Below are 20,491 nucleotides of genomic sequence, written 5' to 3'. Positions count from 1 at the left end.
TATAAAATGTTGGATAATAATTAGAGAAACTAATATGAGCGATATTAAGCGATTGAACTAATATAAGGAGGGGCTGTTATGACATTTGTTAAACGGGTTTTGTTACAGCTATCTAAGGACGAGCAAATGGATTATTATCATGAGCTTCCTGTGATTAAATGGTTAGCTGATCACGATGGGTTAATTTTATCGAATAAAATAACCTTTATTTCAGGTGAGAATGGCCAAGGTAAGTCAACGTTTATTGAGGCGTTAGCGGTAGCGATGGGGATGAATGCTGAAGGTGGAAGCCAACAGTTTAACTTTGCAACGAAAGCAACCCATAGTCAGTTGTCGGAACAACTAGTTGTTCACAAAACAGGGCGTTTGCCACGTTTGAAGTATTTTTTACGTGCGGAGAGTTATTATAATTTAGCGAGTGAAATTGAAAATTTAGGCGTCAGTGGTTATGGAGATAAGAAGTTACATCAACAATCGCACGGTGAAGGAGTGATGTCGTTAATCGAGCAACGTTTTGAGCCACAGGGATTGTATTTGTTTGACGAGCCAGAAGCAGGTCTATCGCCTAGTCGTCAAATGACGTTATTACGTATTTTTGATCAATTGATTAAAGAAGGTAGTCAACTTATTGTAGCAACTCATTCCCCCATCCTATTAGCACATCCAGAGGCGTTGATTTATCAATTTAGTTCATCTGGAATTGAAGAAGTCTCTTATCAAGAGACTTCTTGTTTTCAGGATATGCAGTTTTTTATTAGAAATACCGAACAAATGGTCTATTATATGTTAGAAAATTAGGATAAATAAATGAAATATCTGAAAAATATAAGATATTTTACTTGTTTTTTTCGTTTTTTCATTCATAATAAAGATACAATCCAATTTGATACAACTTATATATGGTCATAATACGGTTGACCGTCTCTACCTAACCCCGTAAAGGTTAGACTATAAGTGGAAATTTGTCGACGTTTAGGAGACCTTTTTTTGCTTATACGCAAAAAGAGGTCTTTTTCTTTTTATAGTTGTCATCAGTTGGGCAAAAGGAAAGGAAGTTATAAATGGAAGCATTAGTTAACAAAATTAAACAAGATGGACGTGTATTAAATCAAGGAGTACTGAAAGTAGATAGTTTCTTAACGCATCAGGTAGATCCATTGCTGATGGCTCAAATTGGTGAAAGTTTTGGTGAATACTTCAAAGAAGCGGGAATTACGAAGATTGTTACAGTAGAAACTTCAGGTATTGCGCCATCAATTTTTGCAGCCAAGGAATTAGATGTACCGTTAATTGTGGCACGTAAATCTAAAAGTGTGACAATGGATGAAGAACTATTAACTGCACCTGTGTATTCATTTACTAAACAAGAAACGAATCAAGTTTCTATTTCTAAAAAATTCATCACAAACGAAGATCATATTTTAATTATTGATGATTTCTTAGCAAACGGTCAAGCGGCTAAAGGTTTAATTGAATTATGTGAACAAGCAGGGGCAACTGTTGCTGCTGTAGGGATTGTGATTGAAAAATCATTCCAAGAAGGTCGTCAATTATTAGAAGATATGGGGATTAAAGTAGTGTCACTTGCACGTGTGGCTTCATTAGATAATAACTATGTGACGTTTTTAGAAGGAGATGCCTAAATTGGAAAATTCAGTAAACATCAAAACAAAAACTGTTCAATCATCCACAATAGATAAACAAACACATGTGCCAAATGCTCAAGCTGCCGTTTTAGGTTTACAACATCTCTTAGCGATGTATGCCGGTGCGGTTGCCGTGCCATTGCTAATCGGGCAAGCACTTAATTTTACGCCGGAACAAATGACGTATTTAATTTCAATTGATATTTTTATGTGTGGGATAGCAACTATTTTACAATTGGTAGTTACAAAGTTTTTTGGTATCGGCTTACCTGTGGTGTTGGGATGTGCTATTCAGGCAGTGTCTCCACTGATCATGATTGGGAGTAATAAAGGTATTGGTGCGATTTATGGCTCAATTATTGCAGCTGGTGTGTTTATTGTATTAATTGCAGGCGTGTTTTCTAAGGTAAAAAAACTATTTCCATCTATTGTAACAGGAACAGTTATTACAACAATTGGTCTAACACTGATTCCCGTTGCGATTGAAAAAATGGGTGGTGGATCAGCTGCTTCTCCAACGTTTGGTAATGCAAAGTCGTTAATATTAGCCTTTTTTACCATCGTATTAATTTTAGTCACGCAATTATTTGGTAAAGGTTTCTTACGTTCGATTTCGGTCCTAATTGGTTTAGTTGGGGGAACACTACTTGCTGCTGCTATGGGCTTAGTTTCAACTGATATTGTTGCTTCAGCTCAATGGATGCATGTGCCGACACCTTTTTATTTTGGTAAACCTATTTTTGATGTCTCTTCTATATTACTGATGATTATTATTTCAATCGTTAGTATGGTTGAATCAACAGGTGTGTACTTTGCTTTAGGAGATATTACTGGTAAAAAAATTGGACAAGATGAGTTAAAGCGTGGCTATCGTGCTGAAGGTTTAGCTGTTGTTTTAGGTGGGATTTTTAATACATTTCCTTATACTGGTTTCTCACAGAATGTAGGACTTGTTCAGCTTTCAGGTATTAAAACACGTAAACCAGTCGTCTTTTCAGCTATTTTCTTAATTATTTTAGGGTTATTACCTAAGATGGGCGCGGTTGCTCAAATGATTCCAGAGCCAGTACTAGGTGGTGGGATGTTGGTCATGTTTGGCATGGTAGCTGTTCAAGGAATGAAGATGTTAATGCGAGTTGATTTTAATAATGATAAAAATTTATTGATTGTCGCTGTTTCTATTGGCTTAGGTTTAGGATTTGCTATTAAGCCCGAGTTATTCCAATTCATGCCTGAAACGATTAAAATGTTTGCCAGCAACGGTATTGTGGTGAGTAGTATTGTTGCGATAGTTTTAAATTTAGTGCTAAATGGTATGAAAGACGAGAACTAATGAATTACTGGAGGGCAGAGGAATCTGCTCTTTTTTTATTGGCGTGTTTATTTTACGAATAACTTATTGAACGATTGTTTAGTTAAATGATATAATATCAATAAAATTAAAAGGGTTATATCTTGATATCACGAATAGAAAGAGACAGATAATTATTATCTGTTAGTAGGAGAAAATGGTTAAGAAAAGAAATACATTAAACGATGTAGGTTGGTTATTAGTTTTAATGGTGTTATTATTTTTAATTGTTTTGAAATGGTCAAATGAAATCAATGATTCAGAAAGACAACAAAATCAATTTATCGAAAATCGGATAACTAGTTTATCCATTTCAAATCTTTCAGAAAAATAAAAGAAGATAGTTAAAGACAAGGAGCTGTGACTAACTTTTGTCACAGCTCCTTGTTTGGTTATTCATGGCGATGTTGTTGAATAAATGATAAGACATCATCAAAGGCTTCAAGTGCTTCATCTGTTGTAAAATCAAATTGATATTCATGTCCAAGCTTAGGCTTGTCCTCAAAGAATAATGAACGTGTTTCAACGCCTAACTCATTTAGTCGATTGACTAGTGATTTACCTTGATCTGTAAAAGTCATTAGATTACCATCTGTGATGAAGCTAGGAGGGAAGTCTGCGGTAACATGTTGAGAGATTGCCGCTTCCTCCACTTGTGGTTCATTCTGCCAGTCTTTTTTACCAATTAAAGCTTGTGCAACTGTTTGGTATAAAAATTTAGCGAAGAATGATTTGTCAGTTGTATCTCTTAACTGACTAATTTCATAAGGTCCACAAAAAAGTAAGGCACCTTTTAATTGTTCGGGTGTCAACAAAGGTTTAATCCCTAGTTGTTTACCATACTCAAGATTTGTCTGAGTCACTAAGTATTGAGCAGCAATTTGAGCGCCAGCAGAATCTCCTGCAAAGAATAATTGACTAAAATCTAACATAGGAAATTCTTCAGCGTGTTCGATAAAATACTCAGCCATTTCACTCGTTTGAATTAATTGTCCAGGATAAGGTGAATCTGGAGCCAATTGATAATTCATACTGATAACGGCAACTTGTGCACTATCTGCTAAGTTACTTGCATATTCTTCAACACTTTCTTTACTACTTGCGACATATGCACCACCGTGAACCCAAAAAACAACAGGATAGTTCCCTTCTTTTTTTGGGTAATAGATATCTGCAGTGTTATTAGCTAAAGAAGAGGTATAGGTAAGATCTTTTTTTGTGATAAGACGTGATTTTACCTCTTCAAAACGTTTAGTATCAGTTACTTCGGGTGTTAAAGAAAAAATAAATTGAATGGCCGCTACAGAAATATTCAAAGAATATCTCGAAAAAATAATGACTAAAATAACGACAGGGATAAGTAGCCATTTGAAAAGATTACGGATCATAAAAAACTCCTTAATGTGATTAGTTTAATTAAGCGTATAGCATAACACTTGTTTATGAAATGTTCAAATTAAATTTGTGTTAAATGATTAGCGTAACGTCCAATCATTTCAATAATATAAGTAACGGGTAACTGTGAGGTGATATTTGTGTTCTTATACATCTCAGTGTTGGTATAGTAAGGAATATTAACTGTTGATAACTTAGAAATAGTCGAGTTGCCACTATTAGTAATGGAAACAACCGTTGCATTGGTTAGTTTCATTTGATTGATATAATCAATGATGTCACGATTTTCTCCAGAAACTGAAATAACAAATAAACAGATTTTTTTATTCAATTGTGAGGAAATATTATCTAAAGGAATATTCATTGGATCTGTTATTGGCAGTGCAAGGTTGAAGAGTGAACTAAATAAAATAGACGCATAGCTAGCCATCACACCAGACGTTCCAACGCCAACACATAAAATTAAATCAGCATCTGTTAAAATGTTAGCAGATTCTTCGATAGGCTGTTGAAAATCAATTGTATTCGTTCTTTTTAGAAATTCTATATAAGGAAGTTCGTCAACCAACTCAATTTCCTCATTACGGTTTTTTTGTTCAGTCACATACATTTGTAATTTTAATTTGAAGTCACTAAAACCTTGACAACCAAATTTTTTGCAAAAACGTAAAATGGTTGTGGTGCTAACATGAGTAGCATCAGCTAAATCACGAATACGCATATAGATGACTTTGTCTAAATTTTGTGTAATATAGTGATAAATATCTATTTCTAGTTGATTAAGTTCTACTTGATGAGATAAAAATAACATCTTGTTACCTCCCTTTAAAATAGTACGATTCTATTTATTATAAAATAGGCATGAATGAAGGTCAAATAAAGGACAACACAGGTGTGACATATTGTTTTTTTATTGTAACAAATTACTTCAGAAGTAATTTGTCAATAAATGGTTGTAACCGGTTTATTTTTTGCTTTTCGGGTGTATAGTAGAAGTAGGTAGAAGAGAACATCTAGGAGGTAATCAAATGGGTAAAAAATTAAAAATCGTAACAATTGGTGGTGGCTCTAGTTATACACCGGAATTAGTCGAAGGGTTTATTAATCGCTATGAGCAATTACCTGTTAGCGAATTATGGTTGGTTGATGTTGAAGCGGGTAAAGAAAAGTTAGAAATAGTTGGTGAAATGGCAAGACGTATGGTGAAAGCAGCTGGATTGCCAATTGAGGTTTACTTGACGTTAAATCGTCGTGAAGCCTTAAAAGACGCTGACTTTGTTACGACACAAATGCGTGTAGGCTTGTTAGACGCACGTATCTTGGATGAGCGTATTCCATTAAGCCATGGCATGATTGGACAAGAAACAAATGGTGCCGGTGGTATTTTTAAAGCACTAAGAACCGTTCCTGTGATTTTAGAAATTGTGGAAGATATGAAAGAATTATGTCCAGATGCTTGGTTGGTGAATTTTACTAATCCAGCAGGTATGGTGACAGAAGCTGTTTTACGTTATGGTAAATGGGATAAAGTCATTGGTTTATGTAATATTCCAGTCAATGCAGTATATCAAGAAACTGAATTATTAGGAGAATCATTAGGTGATGTCTTTTTCCACTTTGCGGGTATCAATCATTTACATTGGCATACAGCAGTGGATAAAAATGGCGTCGATCGTACCAAAGAATTAATTAAGAAAATGTACGGCAATGATGAAAATCAATCAATTGTCGCTAATATTAAAGACAACAGCTTGATTTATGAACAAGTGGAAAATCTAGAGATGATTCCTTGTCCATATCACAACTATTACTACTACACCGATAAAATGTTAGCCGAAGAATTAGAGGATTTCAAAGAGAACGGTACTCGTGCTGAAAAAGTGAAACAAATTGAGCATGAATTGTTTGAATTATACAAAGACCCTAACTTAGATTATAAGCCACAGCAATTAGCAGAACGTGGTGGAGCTCGTTATTCAGAAGCGGCCTGTGAAGTAATTAACTCTATTTATAATGATACACGTAAAGTCATGACCGTTAGTACTCGTAATAATGGAACTATCAAAGATTTACCTGACGAAGCAGCGGTTGAAGTGACATGTATGATGACTGGAAATGGACCAGTACCATTTAACTTTGGTCATTTTAGTCCAAAACAACGTGGTTTATTACAAGTGATGAAATCTATGGAAGAATTGACCTTAGAGGCTGCCGTAACAGGGGATAGAGGTACCTTATTACAAGCCTTTACGATGAATCCATTAATAACAAGTGGAGATGTAGCAAAACAAGTGATGGATGAGATGCTTGAAGCTCACAAAGCTTATCTACCAGCGTTTCATTAGTTAGGATAGCTTAATAAAAAAGCAGCACGACAAATTTTGTCATGCTGCTTTTTGTTATTAAATGTCACTCGGGTGATAGGTTAATCCTAAATCACTAACTTCTGAGACATTATAAGCCATCACAAAGGCTTGTGGATCAATTTGATTAATCGCTTGTTTTAAGGCTGGATATTCTTTATCCGAAGCGACAATTAATTTCATAGTATCTTGTTTGTTTTCTTCACCTGATTGAACAGTAAACATGACAAGTGTTTGAACAGTAATGGCATCCATTTTTTGTCTGAATTCACTTGGCTCCATACTCGTCACAATAATAATGGCTTTTTTACGGTTCATACCAGTTTCTAAATACGTCATAACTACTGACGTGATAGCAATTGAAATAAGAGCAAAGAAAAATGATTCAACCCCAAAGATATAAAGACTTAAACAGACGACAATCGCGTCTGAGACTAATAAGCCGATAGATGGACTGATATGGAAGTATTTTTCTAAAATAAGTGGTGGGATAGTCGTTCCCCCAATTGATGCTTGAATATTATACAAAATAGATACACCAATTGCCCAACCAATACTTCCAATAATAATTGATAAGAACCGATCACTAACTACCATGTATTCAGGTAGTAGACCTAAAAACAAAGGAAAGGCAATCGCCCCAATTAATGTATTAAAAAAGTATTCTTTTCCTAAAAAGAGTGCTGCAAGTACTAATACAATAACATTAAAGATTAATACTGTAATTGAACGGTCAATATTGAGAGCATATTCTATGATAACCCCCAAACCACTAGCTCCCCCTGCTGCTACATGATGTGGGCTCATAAATAAGTTAACACTGGCTGCTAAAATTAGTGCACTGATTAAAATCAAACCTACTCTTTTAATTTGTTTTACCATCTACTCATCCTTTTCAAATTTATTTTTTGAGACTCTAATTTTTATTATACATTATATTACTTGTGATTACTGTTTGTTTAATTGTTATTTAATGAAAAAATTAAAAATTAGTTGTTGTTAAGCAAAGTTATTTTTTATTTGTTGAATGATAGACAGGACATCTTCGTCTTGATTACTTTTACGCCAAGCAATAGATAAATGACGTGTAGTGATGATTTGTTGAATAGGAATATTGTCGTGGTTGTTTATCAAAAGATTAGAGATAATAGTTTGACCGATTCCTTCAGATAGAAGTTCTACAATCATCTCGTTGCTATTTACTTTGATAAAATTTGGTTGAAGGTTATGTTTTTTTAAGTAGCTATCTTGATAGTGATAGGTTCCAGAAGCTTGTTCTCTTATTAACCAATAAGGTGCGTTTTTATCGCCACATAATACCAAATCATCTTGATAAAACACCTCACGATTAAGTTGTGGGTGAATCAAGTCATCTTCGATTAATCCAATATCAGCTTGATGCTGTTCAAGCATAGTTAAGACATTGTTTGAATTTGTTTCAATTAATTGAAAATTAATCATAGGAAAGTTCAATAATAGAGCAGGTAAAATTTTAGGAATGATTTTTAAGGCATTAGTATTAGAAAGTGCAAGGGTGACGTCCTTTTTTATCATAGGTAACTCTTTAGCGTCGCGTACTAGGTCTTGCCAATCATCTTTAATTAATTGAAGTTTTGGATAAAGAAAGTCTGCATGTTCAGTAGGGACTAATTGATGATTACCACCACGTATAAAGAGTGGTACGTTCATGTGCTGTTCTAATTTCTTGATATGAACAGAAACAGAAGGTTGTGAAATAAATAGTAAGTCAGCTGATTTCGTAAAGCTTCTTGTTTCGTAAACTGATAGAAATGTTTCGATCCATGTAAACATAACGAACCTCCTTATTATTAATAAAGTTAATAATTATTATCAATAATATTTTCTTTTATAATAATACAAAGGCGACTATACTTCAATGGTAAGGAAGTGACGTTATGAAAAATTTATTAAGAAGTCTTCCAATTCCAATGGGTGGATTACTATTAGGGATGTCATCACTTAGTCTATTATTAATAGATGGACCATTAAATGTGATGGGTATCTTCTTTTTTATTATTGCAACAATTGGCTGTTTGTTAATGTATCTGAAAATTTTATGGCTATTTTCTGAAGTAAGAGAAAGCTTGGCTAATCCAGTGGTAGCCTCTGTTTTTCCAACGATAGCTATGGCTAGTATGATTTTAATTAATCAGTGGGGGAAATATATGCCAGAAATTCCTCACGCCTTGTTGAAAGGATTATGGTTAGTTTGTTGCTTGTTCCATTATGGCTGGTTACTTTATTTCTGTTATCGTTTTATTTTGAAAGAACCCTTTCTTTTTAAGAAAGTATTGCCCAGTTGGTTCATCGTTTTTGTTGGGATAGGAGTTGCTGCAACGACAGGGATGACATTTTATCCACAGATCGCGCAAATAAGTTTTATATTGGCGATTAGTTGTTATGTGGTGCTATTACCAGTAATGTTAATAAGAATTTTTTATATCAAGGAATTTACACAAGAGCAACTACCGCTACTAACGATTTTGGCAGCACCAGGTTCGTTATGTCTAGTTGGGTATCTCTCTCTATCAGGTAATGAATCTAATGTTTGGGTATATTTATTAGTGATTGTTTCTCAATTATTATATGTTATGGTGCTAGTTTTGTCAGTCCGTCATTATCGCTCAACTTTTTATCCAAGCTACGCGGCCTATACATTTCCATTAGTCATTTCAGCAACCGCTGCAGTAAAATTCACAGAAAAATATTTAATAAACACGCCTATTTATCAATTAGCCAAAACGATTGGTTATCTAGAGCAAGTGATTTGTTTAGTAGTAGTTTCATGTGTTTTCATTTTGTATCTAGTATTTATTATTAAGCAAATAAAAAGAGCAACTATTACCCCGTAGTGAGTAATAATTGCTCTTTTTATTGAGTTTGAATAGTTCCTTGATGAAAAGATAAACAACTATCGCATGTTTGAGCTATCATTTCTTGGTCATGGCTAATGACTAAAACAAAGACCCCTGCCTCTCTAAGCCAATGTAGTGTTTCACTAAATTCTTTCATGTGTTGGTAATCTAAGCCACTAGTTGGTTCATCAAAAATGATTAATTCTTTTCCGGATAATAATGCGCTGGCAATGGCAACACGTTGTTTTTCACCGCCAGACAGTGTCTGTGGATGTCTTGTTAATAAGTGTCCTAAATTTAGTTTATCCACAACTTTATCAAATAAATGCCCGTCTACTGGTGTCAATGTTAGTTCTTTTTCCACCGTTTCAAAGAAAAGTTGTAAGTTGACATCTTGCATAACGAGAAAACTTTTATTGATTAAGTCTTTTTTAGAAAGTTTTTTTCCATTTAAAGTAATCGTTCCTGTTTTAGGCTTTATTAAGCCGGTTAAAATTTTTGAAAAGGTTGATTTACCGGCACCATTATGCCCCACAATACCAATAATCTCACGATTGGATAATGACAAAGAAGGGATAGTCAATGTTGTAGTAGCTTGTTGATGATAGCGATAGCTAATATTAGTTAAGTTAAGAATGTTATCTTGCCCGGATGTTTCTTGTTGCTTAACTAGTTTGGTCTGGTTCGTGACAGGGTGAATGGCACGCAGCCCTAATTTGTGTAGCTCTGCATTCGACAGTTTATCAAGCTCAGGGGTTGATAGCGTTTGTTTGATTGTTCCGTTATCCATTAAGATGAAGCGATCAGCAAGAGGCAATAGATAATCTAACCGATGCTCGGCAATTATAATTGTCACGCCCTCTTGTTTCATTTGTTGTAAGGCACGCAATAATTTCTCTTGTGTTTGTTTGTCTAAATTGCTAGAAGGTTCATCTAATAAAAATAAACGATGAGGCATCATACTACTAGAAGCAAACGCAATCAATTGTTTTTCTCCACCAGACAAGTTAAGCATGCTTCTGTTAATAAAAGGGGTTAATAGTAAGTCATTTGTTTTACGCGCTAATCTTTCTAGCATTTCTTCCCTATTTATCCCGTAATTTTCCATTGGAAAGGCAAGCTCAGAGTAGACATCACCTGTAAAAAACTGTGTTTTAGGATTTTGAAAAACAATCCCCAAATCTTTCACATAATCATAAAAGTGATGAGGTGGAACGGTTTGGTTATTAACCGTTAAATTTCCACTAATTTGCCCATTATATAATTCAGGAATTAATCCGGCTAATAAATTAATTAGCGTTGATTTTCCACTACCACTAGGGCCGGTAATAACGACACATTCACCATCAGGAATATCGATTGTTAGGTCTTTTATAATAGGTGTATCATTCATAGAAACAGCTAACTGTTGACTTTTTATCATAGAATGAACCCTCCAATTCCTAATAGAATAATAATAAAACAAAGGAAATAGTCATACCATGCAAAGCGAATAGCATAGATGCTTGTTTGTTTTTCAGGATTTCCTAAACCTCGGGTAAGAGAAGCCGCAGATAAATCAAGTGAGATGTTTTCAGTTGACATCAACAAAGGAACTACTAGATATTCGATAGTTCTAAAAGGGTGCCTGATTAAATCCCAAAATGAATGAATGATCCCTCTAAAGCGCATAGCATTTACAAGATGTTTTATATCTTGTGAAAAGGTTGGGAAAAACCTAAATAATACAGCAAGCGGTACAATAATTGAGAAGGGAAAGTGCCATTTTTTTAATGTTGCAATCCACTGGCTCGTTTTGGTTTTGTTAGCAGCAAATCCTGCAGCCATGATAGTTGGGAAAAAACGTCTCAACACAATAACACCAAATGAAATAAAGGTGATAAAAGGATGATTAATATAGTTTAGTAACCAATCACTGAGCCACAGAATAGATAAACAGCTTAAATAGTAAAAAAGACCTCTTTGCCAGCTACCTTCAAGAATAAATAAGAGAAAAAGTAGGGTCATAAAGGCCAGTTCAATAATTAAACTAAAGCGAAACATCAAAAGCAAGCTAGCGAACAAAACAGTCACTAGCTTACTTCTGGGGTCAAATTTAACGGATAATGTTCTCATTTGTTTGTCCTTTTGTTTTGGCAAAATGTTTTTGATAAATGTTATTAGCAATCCATAGTCCGATAATACTACATACAATAATTGATAAAATAATTAGTGCGAAGGTCATGTTATTTACAGGTTTTAAAATTTCTGTGATGTAACTAGCATCTTTCCCCTTACTTGCTAAAGCTTCTTTGTAAGCATCTTGCATGAACCACATAGGTAAGATAGGGCCCGTTAAACTGAAATTAAAAATAGTGTAGCCTAGAAGAGTACGAATTTTTTCAGGTAAGTTGGTCTTATGTTGAATAACATCAGCTAGGATACCACAGACGATACTAGGGATGAATGATAAGGCAAAGTAGCCAGAAAACATAAAGAAGGCGGCATTGACCAGACCTAAAATAGTGATGGCACCAAATTTTGGAATGCGATGTGTCATTAACAAATAGACAATCCCAGCAACTAAGGCTGTACCACTAGGAATAAACATATAACTGAAAATCCCAAATCCCATATGTAAAGCAAACACAGCAATCGCCATTAATAAATAGTAAATGGCGGCATAAATACCGACAGAAATTAAATCTTGAATTTTAAATGATTTCATTATAGATAGTTCTCCTTTAACAAAATAAATACTGCACAATCTGTAGTTTAACATAAATATATTTTTTTTATAGATTAAAAGTGTTTAAATTAAGAAAAAAGTGTGAAGAAAAATGTAATTTTTTTTGAAAAATAGGACTATATTAACGTGTTATTAGTCTAAATCTCTTAAATATGTTCCATAAACCTTGATTTATCAACGTATATTTAAAAATGGATCGGTAACTGGCTGTGTTTTTAACATGTTTGCTATGCTTCCTTAATTTTGTTAAAATAACGTAATATTTAAGGGGGAATACAATGGAGAAAAAATTAGAAAATAAAATGTCTACCAAACATATTACGATGTTAGCACTTGGTGGGGCGATAGGTGCAGGGCTATTTAAAGGTAGTGGAGAAGCCATCGGAATTGCAGGTCCGGCTGTATTAATTAGTTACTTACTAGGGGGCTTGCTTTTATTTGTTGTCATGTATGGTTTGGGACAGATGGTGGTTCATAATCAAACAGGCGAAGGTGGCTTATCGGGTATTTTAAAACCATATCTAGGTGATCGTACGGGTGATTTTATTGATTGGACCTACTGGATTGTTTGGATGGTCAATATTATTGCGGAAGCAGTAGCTGCTTCAAGCTTTTTACAATTGTGGTTTCCAAGCATCTCAACATGGGTATTTGTTTTAATTATCGCGTTATTAACAACCATGATTAATTTATATTCAGTAAGAGTCTTTGCTGAAACAGAGTATTGGTTAGCTGTTGCAAAAATTTCGGTAATTATTGTATTAATTGTACTAGCCGTTATTTTAGTGGTCGGTCAAGTATTTGATGTCGGTTTCCAATCAGCATTTAGTAATCTAACGAATAATGGTGGCTTTGTTCCAACTGGGTTTAAAGGAATTCTAAGTTCAATGTTAGTCGTAATTTATTCATATGCAGGTTCTGAGATGCTTGCTATTACGGTAAGTGAAACAGAAAATCCTAAACAAGCAATTCCGCAGGCAATTAAAGGGGTTATGGGAAGAATTGTATCATTTTATATCTTGCCGTTATTATTCTTACTGATTATCTATCCATGGGAAACATTGGCAAGTAGTCCTGAAAGTCCTTTTGTCTTAGTTTTTGAAAAAATGAAGGTTCCATTTGCAGGAGACGTTGTTAATTTTGTGATCATCTTGGCCTTATTCTCGTCGATTAATTCAGGGGTTTATGCCACATCACGAACGCTTTATTTCCGTTTGAAAGATCAAACAGGTATTAGTCGTAAATTAGCACAACTAAACAAACAAAATGTTCCACAACGTGCGGTTCTTTTCTGCTCAAGTATTTTGTATGCAGGTGTTGTATTATCAATGATCGTTGGGGATAATTTGTTTAATTATTTAGTCAGCTCAATTTCCTATTCAATGGTAGTTGTTTGGTTATTAATTACCTTAGCAAGTTTTAAATTGTTTACTGGTTTAAAACAACGCAATAAACAATGGATGACCGGTATTGTGATTATCGTATTATTGGGATTATTAGTATCAGTTATTATCACAAATCCTTGGGCGATTACGTTATTTACAACGGCGCTATATGTCATCATTTTAGTTCGTTATCAGTTGAATCGTAAGTAGTTTAGAAAGATCGCCTTTGTGCGATCTTTTTCTATATTTAAATGAGCGTTAAATTTGATTAAATAACATTTAATAGTTTAGACTTACTTTAAGTTAGTTAAAACAGGAGGGTTATAAAATGATCAAAGGCAACGTATATCCAGTAGAAGGGGCAAGAATTCCCGTACAAAATCCCTTTATTTTGGCAGCACATCATGTAGATGCTTATCCAAAAGGTAATGGGGAGATGGCACCTATTGAATTTCCAATTGATTGGGAAAAAGGAAATGATTTTAGTTCTACAAGAGGATGGAAAATGTACCATGGTGATTATGTACCAGGTTTCCCTGCTCATCCACATCGAGGATTTCAAACAATTACCTATGCCAAAACAGGCTATATTGATCATTTTGATTCTCACGGTAATTATGGTCGTTATGGAGACGGTGATGTGCAGTGGATGGTAGCTGGTAAGGGAATGCAACATGCTGAAATGTTCCCGTTAGTAAATACAGATCAACCGAATCCTTTTGAAATTGTCCAAATTTGGCTTAATTTACCGGCTAAAATGAAAATGGTTGAAGGTGCTTACGAGATGCACTGGAGAGAAGAGTTACCAATTGTGGTATTGGATAAAGAAAAACCAAGTGAGAATTATTTAAAAGTTTTAGCTGGTTCATATTTGGATGCGAGTGCACCAAAACCAAGTGAGGTGTCATACGGACATGATGAAAACCACTACGTTAATATTTGGGAAGGACAATTGGCACAAGGCAAAACCTTAACTATTCCACAATTCCCAGAAGAAGTGCCGGTTCAATTATTCATCCGTTCTGGTGAAGTAAGCGTGGATGGTAATAAAATTACTGCCCCATCCTTATTGGTTTATACATCAGATAGTGATGTCGATTTTACAGTAACAGAGAATCTTGACTTCATGGTGTTTACGGGCAAAACTATTGACGAAGAAGTATTTGCTTATGGGCCATTTGTTATGACAACACGTGAAGAAGTCGTTCAAGCATATAATGATTTTGAGCGTACAGAATTTGGTGGTTGGCCGTGGGAAAGTGATGCACCGATTATTCCTACCGATGAAGGAAGATTTTCAGTTAATAACCATGGACAAGAAAAAATGATGCCTCCTACACAATAAAGGGTGGTAATTTAATAAAAATAAAAAAAGTTTGTGATTTTTATTACACAAACTTTTTTTATTTGCATTTATATAGGAAGAGTTAAATTAAATTTATCCGCTTGTGAAGAAAATCATCAACTAAAGTCTATTTTTTCTGCTAAATGAGCAAGCATCATCGATGAATCGTTTTTTTTATTTTGTTATAGTCAAGCTCGTTGGGGGATTTCAATTACATTTGGGGGAATTCAATTAATAAATTTAAGGTGGTAAACAAATGAAAGTAGTAGTAGTGGGCTGTACTCATGCAGGAACAGCAGCAGTCAAAAATATTTTAGCAAATAATTCAGAGGCAGATGTTACCGTTTTTGAACGTAATGACAATGTTTCGTTTCTATCGTGCGGTATCGCATTATATGTTGGGGGTGTTGTGAAGAACGCTCAAGATTTATTTTATTCAAGTCCGGAAGAATTAGCTTCTTTAGGTGCCAAACTTCACATGGAGCATGAAGTAACAGCGATTGATGTAGAACAAAAAGTTGTCACATCAAAAGATTTAACTACTGGAGAGGTATCGGAAACGGCTTATGATAAATTAGTAATGACAACTGGTTCATGGCCAATCACACCGCCAATTCCAGGACGTGAATTGGACAATGTCTTACTATGTAAAAACTACAATCAAGCTAAAGAAATCATCGCCAAAGCTGATAACGCACAAAAAGTCGTCGTTGTTGGTGGGGGGTATATTGGGATTGAACTTGTGGAAGCTTTTGTAGATTCAGGAAAAGAAGTAACATTGGTTGATGGATTAGATCGTATTTTAAATAAATATTTAGATGCGGGGCATACAGATATTTTAGAAGATTTCTTACGTGAAAAAGGCGTAAAGGTTGCGTTGAATGAAACAGTTTCAGAATTTGTGGCAGGCGAGCAAGGGCAATTAACAGCAGTAAAAACCAATGAAGGGGCCTATGAGGCGGATTTGGCAATTTTATGTGTTGGTTTCCGACCACAAACAGAATTGTTAAAAGATAAGGTTGAGATGTTACCAAATGGTGCAATCGTTGTGGATCAATTCATGAAGACTAGTAATCCGGATATTTTTGCAGCAGGGGATAGTGCAGTGGTTAAATATAACCCAACGGATACAGAGAATTATATTCCTTTAGCAACGAATGCGGTTAGACAGGGGATGTTGGTTGGCGCTAATCTTGCAGGTGACACGTTAGCATATCGTGGGACACAAGGGACATCAGGCTTATATTTATTTGGTTGGACAATCGGCTCAACGGGTATGACATTAGGCAATGCTTTACAAGCAGATATTAATGCTGGGTCTGTTTGGTTTGAAGATAATTATCGCCCAGAGTTTATGCCTTCCACGGAGAAAGTGTATATGCAATTAGTATATGATAAAGACACGCATGTTATCTTAGGTGGTCAATTGATGTCTAAATATGATATTACACAATCAGCTAATACATTATCTGTAGTGGTTCAAAATAAAATGACGGTTGAAGATTTAGCCTTACAAGATTTCTTCTTCCAACCTCATTTTGATCGTCCATGGAATTACTTGAACTTATTGGCTCAAGAAGCTATGAAACAATTGCATACTAAAAAATAGTTGAAAAAGCTTATTTGGTTTGTTTGCCAAATAGGCTTTTTTTGCGTTAAAATGGGAGAAAAGAAAAGGGAGAGCTATAAATGAAAATAACAGATGAAGATATCTATAGAGCTTCACGTGAGCTGTTGTTAATTGGTGGGTATGATTATTTAACGTTTGCTAAATTATCGCAAAATTTAGACGTTACACGTCCTGCTCTTTATAAACACTTCCAAACAAAAGACGAATTGATTTTAAGTATGATGGAAGCAGAGATGACTGTTTTTTTAGAAGATTTACCTGAGATTGCCGGAAATCAACCAACGGATAGTTTAGATATTTTGTTAAGAAAATTTTTAGCTTTTGCAGATGTTCATCGTTTGTTAGAAAGTGTATACCGAATTGACTATGACACACGTCGACAATTTCCAGAAAAAATGCTTAAATTAAAAAAAGCCCACGAACAGTTTAAACATTATTTAGACCAATTAATTGATGAAGGAAAAGAACAACAAGTATTTGAGAGAAATATTCCAAATGAGTGGATCGTTAATTTTTTTATGAACGCTATCCATATGGTGGAAGATAGAGACAGCTGTGAAGAAATAGAGATAGTAAAACAGCTATTAATGAATGGGGTAGGAAAACGTTAGAGTAATAGATAGTGAGTCATAAATTGACTTACGTCTATTACTTTTTTATTTTGACCTAATTTAATTAGCGTGAGAGATAGAGCGGATAAAAAACAAATAAATAGACATTAATTAATCTCTTCATTATAATAAAAGTTACGTTATAGTAACTTTTATTATTTTAAGGAGGAAATCAATGTATTTAGCGTGGAATGAGATTAAACGCAATAAAGGAAAGTACACAATGATCACGTTGATCGTTTTATTAATCACTTGGTTAGTCTTTCTATTAACAGGTTTAGGGAATGGATTGAACGCTTTAAACGCGGCAGCTATTCAAAATTTAAATGGGGATCACTTGGTATTTGCCAAAGATTCTGAGAATAAATTTACTAAATCAACTTTTTCAGGAGACGATTTAGTGAAAATTAAAGCCATACCAGGTGTTGAAGAAGCAACATTGATGGGTTCTCACATGTCTTCAGCAACGAATGAAACAAAAGGTAGTGATAAGAAAGTAGATATTACTGTTGTAGGTGTTACCGATGCCTCTTTTATTGAACCTAAAGTGATTGAAGGAGTAGCCTTAGATAAGGCTAAGCCTAATGATGTGATTGTAGATGATTTAATTAAAAACGAAGGCTACAAATTAGGCGATGAAATAAAAATTTCTGGTTCTGATACGCACTTCAATATTGTCGGTTTTGTGGAAAAAAATACCTTTAACCACTTACCTACTGTTTGGTTACCACTAGCTACATGGCAAGAAATGCGTTACGCTGCACCGGGTTCAGACGATGGCAAGAAAAACCCAGTGAATACTGTAGTGTTAAAAACAAATGAGACATTTAACGCTGACAAGCTATCTAAAGAACTATCTGATTTACAAGTAGCTACAAGAAAAGAAGCGGTGGCATCCATGCCAGGTTATAAGGAAGAAAATGGTACTATTATGTTGATGCTTGCCTTTTTAGTGGCTATTTCGGCAGTCATTATCGGCGTTTTCTTCTATGTTTTAACGATGCAAAAAATCCCACAATTTGGTGTAATGAAAGCAATTGGCGCAAGTAATGGCTTTATTTCAAAAATGGTTATTGGACAAGTAACAATTATTACGTTAATTGGTATTATTTTAGGTGCACTAGCAACATATGGTATTGCAGCTATTTTACCAGAAGGCATGCCGTTTGCTTTAGATAATAAAACAGTTCTTTTATACGGCTTATTATTATTTGCGATTAGCTTAATTAGTACGCTATTTTCTGTTAGACAAATTGTCAAAGTGGATCCTTTAATCGCATTGGGGAGAGTGGAATAATGTCAAAATCATTAGAACTAATCAACGTAAGTAAAATATATCAAGAAGATAATCAAGAAAAAGTAGTCGCTTTAGATAATGTGTCTATTTCAGTTCAACCGGGTGAATTAGTAGCACTAGTAGGCCCTTCTGGTTCAGGTAAAAGTACCTTTTTATCTATCGCAGGGGCATTATTACAACCAACTAGTGGAGATGTTAAAATTGCTGGACAAAGCCTAACAAGCTTAAGTGCTAAGCAACTATCCACATTACGATTAGATAAAATAGGATTTATTTTACAATCGTCTAATTTAGTCCCTTATTTAACGGTCTTAGATCAATTATTAGTTGTTAATCGTATGAAGGGTAAGAAAGCCAAAGAAGCACAAGGATTAGCAACTGAATTATTAACGGAATTAGGTTTAGACAATCAATTTCATAAATTACCGCATGAATTATCAGGTGGTCAAAAGCAACGTGTCGCTATTGGACGCGCATTAATGAATGACCCAGAATTAATTTTGGCTGACGAACCAACGGCGAGCTTAGATTCTAAAAAAGCTTATGAAGTAGTTGAATTACTAAGAAAAGAAACTAAAAATCGTAATAAAGCCGCAATTATGGTGACACATGATGAACGCATGTTGGCTTTTTGTGATCGTGTTTATTATATGAATGACGGTCAATTATTAACAAAACTTGCACACTAAGCTGTTTAATACGTCTTATTTTGTTATAATACTATCAAAAGGAGGCGTATCTAAATGAAACAATCTCAAATTAATTGGTTAAAAGAAAATTTTTCTGAAACGAGTGAATTTTTTGTTGATGGGTACTATCGTTTCCGTCAAAGTGATGAAGCAAGTTATGAGGTGGCTTTTTTAGTCCCATGTGCATGCGGATCAAATAATGTTCATCCACAAATCACATTAGAAAATCACGGATCGGAGTACATCGCCACTAAATTAATCGATATGGATGTCACACCGCCAATCGTTCTGACACGTAATGCTCAGACGAGCGAACAAATTGATCAAACCTTATCAGAATTAATGACTAAATTTGAAACAGCAAAAAAATAAACCATTGTGGCATTAGCCACAATGGTTTTTTATTAGTTAAATGCGTCTTCGTATAAATGAGGCAATGCTTCAAAATAAGTGTCATAAACTAAATTAGCACGGTCGAATAACGTTTCATCAGTAATGGTCGTTTCTTCTTGATCAAAACGCATCCAACGATAATCCCCTGTTGTTTGATCTTTTAAATAAATCATGTGCATCATGCTAGGAACAGCTATTTTATCTAACGTATAGCCACTGTTAACAATGAAAGCCGATAACCAATCAGGCAATTGACCATCATTTTGTACTTCAAACCACATTGTTTGATGGAAATTGTCACCAAAGCTACGATTAATACGTCCATCGGTTGCTTCCAGTAATTCTCCGGCTAATGTGGGTTCAAGACGATGACAGTTAGAACATCCGTGTTTACTAATGACAAGTGTCACGACACGTGGTAACTCATCAGGTAATTCAGGGCTGTTTTTAAAGTTAACATCTAAGGCATCATTTAATGTCTCAGGATCATATGAAATATTGCCGTAATCCTTATGTGAAGTAGCGTAGTTTTCTACACTGGCAATTACTTTTTTGATATCATTTGTTTTATTTAAATCTTGATAAGTTGCAACGGGCTTAGTATCAGAAGACGCCGTGCTCGTTTCTTTAATAGAAGATTCCGTTTTTGTTTCAACAGCTGTTGCACAACCGATAAGTAATAGAACCATTGACGCTAAGCTTATATATCCTAACCATTTCTTTTTCATTCATCTATCTCGCTTTCTATCTAGTGATACTTATGTTATTTAATTATTACTAGT

The 20,491-nt window shown here is 34.6% G+C and carries 21 protein-coding genes and 1 riboswitch; of the genes, 13 read left to right on the top strand and 8 right to left on the bottom strand.

Features of this window, described 5'->3' with window-relative positions:
• Positions 1–78: 78 nt before the first annotated feature.
• The 4 genes from E4Z98_RS07385 to E4Z98_RS10055 all read left to right on the top strand — a co-directional run bounded on the left by E4Z98_RS07385 (position 79) and on the right by E4Z98_RS10055 (position 3,331).
• A complete protein-coding gene (locus E4Z98_RS07385) occupies positions 79–798 on the top strand; it encodes an AAA family ATPase (protein WP_135254484.1) in 720 nt (239 codons plus the stop codon).
• Positions 799–873: 75 nt separating this feature from the next.
• Positions 874–971, top strand: a riboswitch (purine riboswitch).
• A 90-nt stretch (positions 972–1,061) separates the two neighbouring features.
• Entirely contained in the window at positions 1,062–1,643 is a 582-nt protein-coding gene (locus tag E4Z98_RS07380) for a xanthine phosphoribosyltransferase (RefSeq protein WP_135254485.1), read from the top strand.
• A gap of 115 nt (positions 1,644–1,758) precedes the next feature.
• Positions 1,759–2,979 carry a nucleobase:cation symporter-2 family protein gene (locus E4Z98_RS07375; protein ID WP_425353665.1) on the top strand — a complete coding sequence of 407 codons (1,221 nt, stop codon included), beginning with the start codon at positions 1,759–1,761 and terminating at the stop codon, positions 2,977–2,979.
• A gap of 175 nt (positions 2,980–3,154) precedes the next feature.
• Positions 3,155–3,331: a hypothetical protein gene (locus E4Z98_RS10055; protein WP_167790916.1), complete on the top strand. Its 177-nt coding sequence runs from the start codon at positions 3,155–3,157 to the stop codon at positions 3,329–3,331.
• Positions 3,332–3,389: 58 nt separating this feature from the next.
• Here the strand turns inward: E4Z98_RS10055 and E4Z98_RS07370 are convergent, their stop codons facing one another.
• Positions 3,390–4,385: an alpha/beta hydrolase gene (locus E4Z98_RS07370; protein WP_135254487.1), complete on the bottom strand. Its 996-nt coding sequence runs from the start codon at positions 4,383–4,385 to the stop codon at positions 3,390–3,392.
• A 68-nt stretch (positions 4,386–4,453) separates the two neighbouring features.
• Positions 4,454–5,203 (bottom strand): MurR/RpiR family transcriptional regulator, encoded by a 750-nt coding sequence (locus E4Z98_RS07365; protein WP_135254488.1) that lies wholly within the window; start codon positions 5,201–5,203, stop codon positions 4,454–4,456.
• 217 nt (positions 5,204–5,420) lie between these two features.
• Here E4Z98_RS07365 and E4Z98_RS07360 point away from each other — a divergent pair, with 217 nt between their 5' ends.
• A complete protein-coding gene (locus tag E4Z98_RS07360; protein ID WP_135254489.1) occupies positions 5,421–6,737 on the top strand; it encodes a 6-phospho-beta-glucosidase in 1,317 nt (438 codons plus the stop codon).
• Between the two features lie 57 nt (positions 6,738–6,794).
• Here E4Z98_RS07360 and E4Z98_RS07355 read toward each other — a convergent pair whose 3' ends face one another.
• Positions 6,795–7,637: a YitT family protein gene (locus tag E4Z98_RS07355; protein ID WP_135254490.1), complete on the bottom strand. Its 843-nt coding sequence runs from the start codon at positions 7,635–7,637 to the stop codon at positions 6,795–6,797.
• Between the two features lie 117 nt (positions 7,638–7,754).
• Positions 7,755–8,567, bottom strand: coding sequence for a LysR family transcriptional regulator (locus E4Z98_RS07350; protein ID WP_135254491.1), 813 nt, complete (start codon positions 8,565–8,567; stop codon positions 7,755–7,757).
• Positions 8,568–8,671: 104 nt separating this feature from the next.
• Between E4Z98_RS07350 and E4Z98_RS07345 the strand changes: the two genes are divergently transcribed.
• The gene (locus E4Z98_RS07345; protein WP_135254492.1) at positions 8,672–9,628 is read left to right on the top strand and encodes a TDT family transporter; all 957 of its coding nucleotides are present in this window, start codon (positions 8,672–8,674) and stop codon (positions 9,626–9,628) included.
• Positions 9,629–9,647: 19 nt separating this feature from the next.
• Here E4Z98_RS07345 and E4Z98_RS07340 read toward each other — a convergent pair whose 3' ends face one another.
• The 3 genes from E4Z98_RS07340 to E4Z98_RS07330 are packed head-to-tail and all read right to left on the bottom strand — an operon-like array spanning position 9,648 to position 12,338.
• Entirely contained in the window at positions 9,648–11,054 is a 1,407-nt protein-coding gene (locus E4Z98_RS07340; protein WP_135254493.1) for an ABC transporter ATP-binding protein, read from the bottom strand.
• Positions 11,051–11,746 (bottom strand): energy-coupling factor transporter transmembrane component T family protein, encoded by a 696-nt coding sequence (locus tag E4Z98_RS07335; RefSeq protein WP_135254494.1) that lies wholly within the window; start codon positions 11,744–11,746, stop codon positions 11,051–11,053. The genes E4Z98_RS07340 and E4Z98_RS07335 overlap by 4 nt, the downstream gene beginning before the upstream one ends.
• Positions 11,727–12,338, bottom strand: a complete 612-nt coding sequence (locus E4Z98_RS07330) for an MptD family putative ECF transporter S component (protein ID WP_135254495.1) — start codon at positions 12,336–12,338, stop codon at positions 11,727–11,729. The genes E4Z98_RS07335 and E4Z98_RS07330 overlap by 20 nt, the downstream gene beginning before the upstream one ends.
• A gap of 299 nt (positions 12,339–12,637) precedes the next feature.
• On the opposite strand from E4Z98_RS07330, the gene E4Z98_RS07325 reads away from it, so the two are divergent.
• The 7 genes from E4Z98_RS07325 (at position 12,638) to E4Z98_RS07295 (ending at position 19,688) form a co-directional block, all read left to right on the top strand.
• Complete coding sequence (locus E4Z98_RS07325) at positions 12,638–13,954, top strand: amino acid permease (protein ID WP_135254496.1); 1,317 nt, start codon at positions 12,638–12,640, stop codon at positions 13,952–13,954.
• Between the two features lie 118 nt (positions 13,955–14,072).
• Complete coding sequence (locus E4Z98_RS07320) at positions 14,073–15,089, top strand: pirin family protein (RefSeq protein ID WP_135254497.1); 1,017 nt, start codon at positions 14,073–14,075, stop codon at positions 15,087–15,089.
• Positions 15,090–15,345: 256 nt separating this feature from the next.
• Positions 15,346–16,698 (top strand): FAD-dependent oxidoreductase, encoded by a 1,353-nt coding sequence (locus E4Z98_RS07315; RefSeq protein WP_135254498.1) that lies wholly within the window; start codon positions 15,346–15,348, stop codon positions 16,696–16,698.
• Between the two features lie 80 nt (positions 16,699–16,778).
• Positions 16,779–17,330, top strand: coding sequence for a TetR/AcrR family transcriptional regulator (locus tag E4Z98_RS07310; protein ID WP_135254499.1), 552 nt, complete (start codon positions 16,779–16,781; stop codon positions 17,328–17,330).
• A 175-nt stretch (positions 17,331–17,505) separates the two neighbouring features.
• Positions 17,506–18,627 carry an ABC transporter permease gene (locus E4Z98_RS07305; protein WP_135254500.1) on the top strand — a complete coding sequence of 374 codons (1,122 nt, stop codon included), beginning with the start codon at positions 17,506–17,508 and terminating at the stop codon, positions 18,625–18,627.
• Positions 18,627–19,316: an ABC transporter ATP-binding protein gene (locus E4Z98_RS07300; protein WP_135254501.1), complete on the top strand. Its 690-nt coding sequence runs from the start codon at positions 18,627–18,629 to the stop codon at positions 19,314–19,316. The genes E4Z98_RS07305 and E4Z98_RS07300 overlap by 1 nt, the downstream gene beginning before the upstream one ends.
• Positions 19,317–19,370: 54 nt before the next feature.
• The gene (locus E4Z98_RS07295) at positions 19,371–19,688 is read left to right on the top strand and encodes a hypothetical protein (protein ID WP_135254502.1); all 318 of its coding nucleotides are present in this window, start codon (positions 19,371–19,373) and stop codon (positions 19,686–19,688) included.
• A 32-nt stretch (positions 19,689–19,720) separates the two neighbouring features.
• Here the strand turns inward: E4Z98_RS07295 and E4Z98_RS07290 are convergent, their stop codons facing one another.
• On the bottom strand, positions 19,721–20,437 hold the full coding sequence (locus E4Z98_RS07290; protein WP_135961181.1) for a hypothetical protein: 717 nt from the start codon (positions 20,435–20,437) through the stop codon (positions 19,721–19,723).
• Between the last annotated feature and the right edge of the window lie 54 nt (positions 20,438–20,491).

This window comes from Vagococcus xieshaowenii (assembly GCF_004792515.1).
In the GTDB taxonomy this organism is placed as follows: domain Bacteria; phylum Bacillota; class Bacilli; order Lactobacillales; family Vagococcaceae; genus Vagococcus_A; species Vagococcus_A xieshaowenii.
This window is presented reverse-complemented; position numbering and strand designations above follow the sequence as displayed.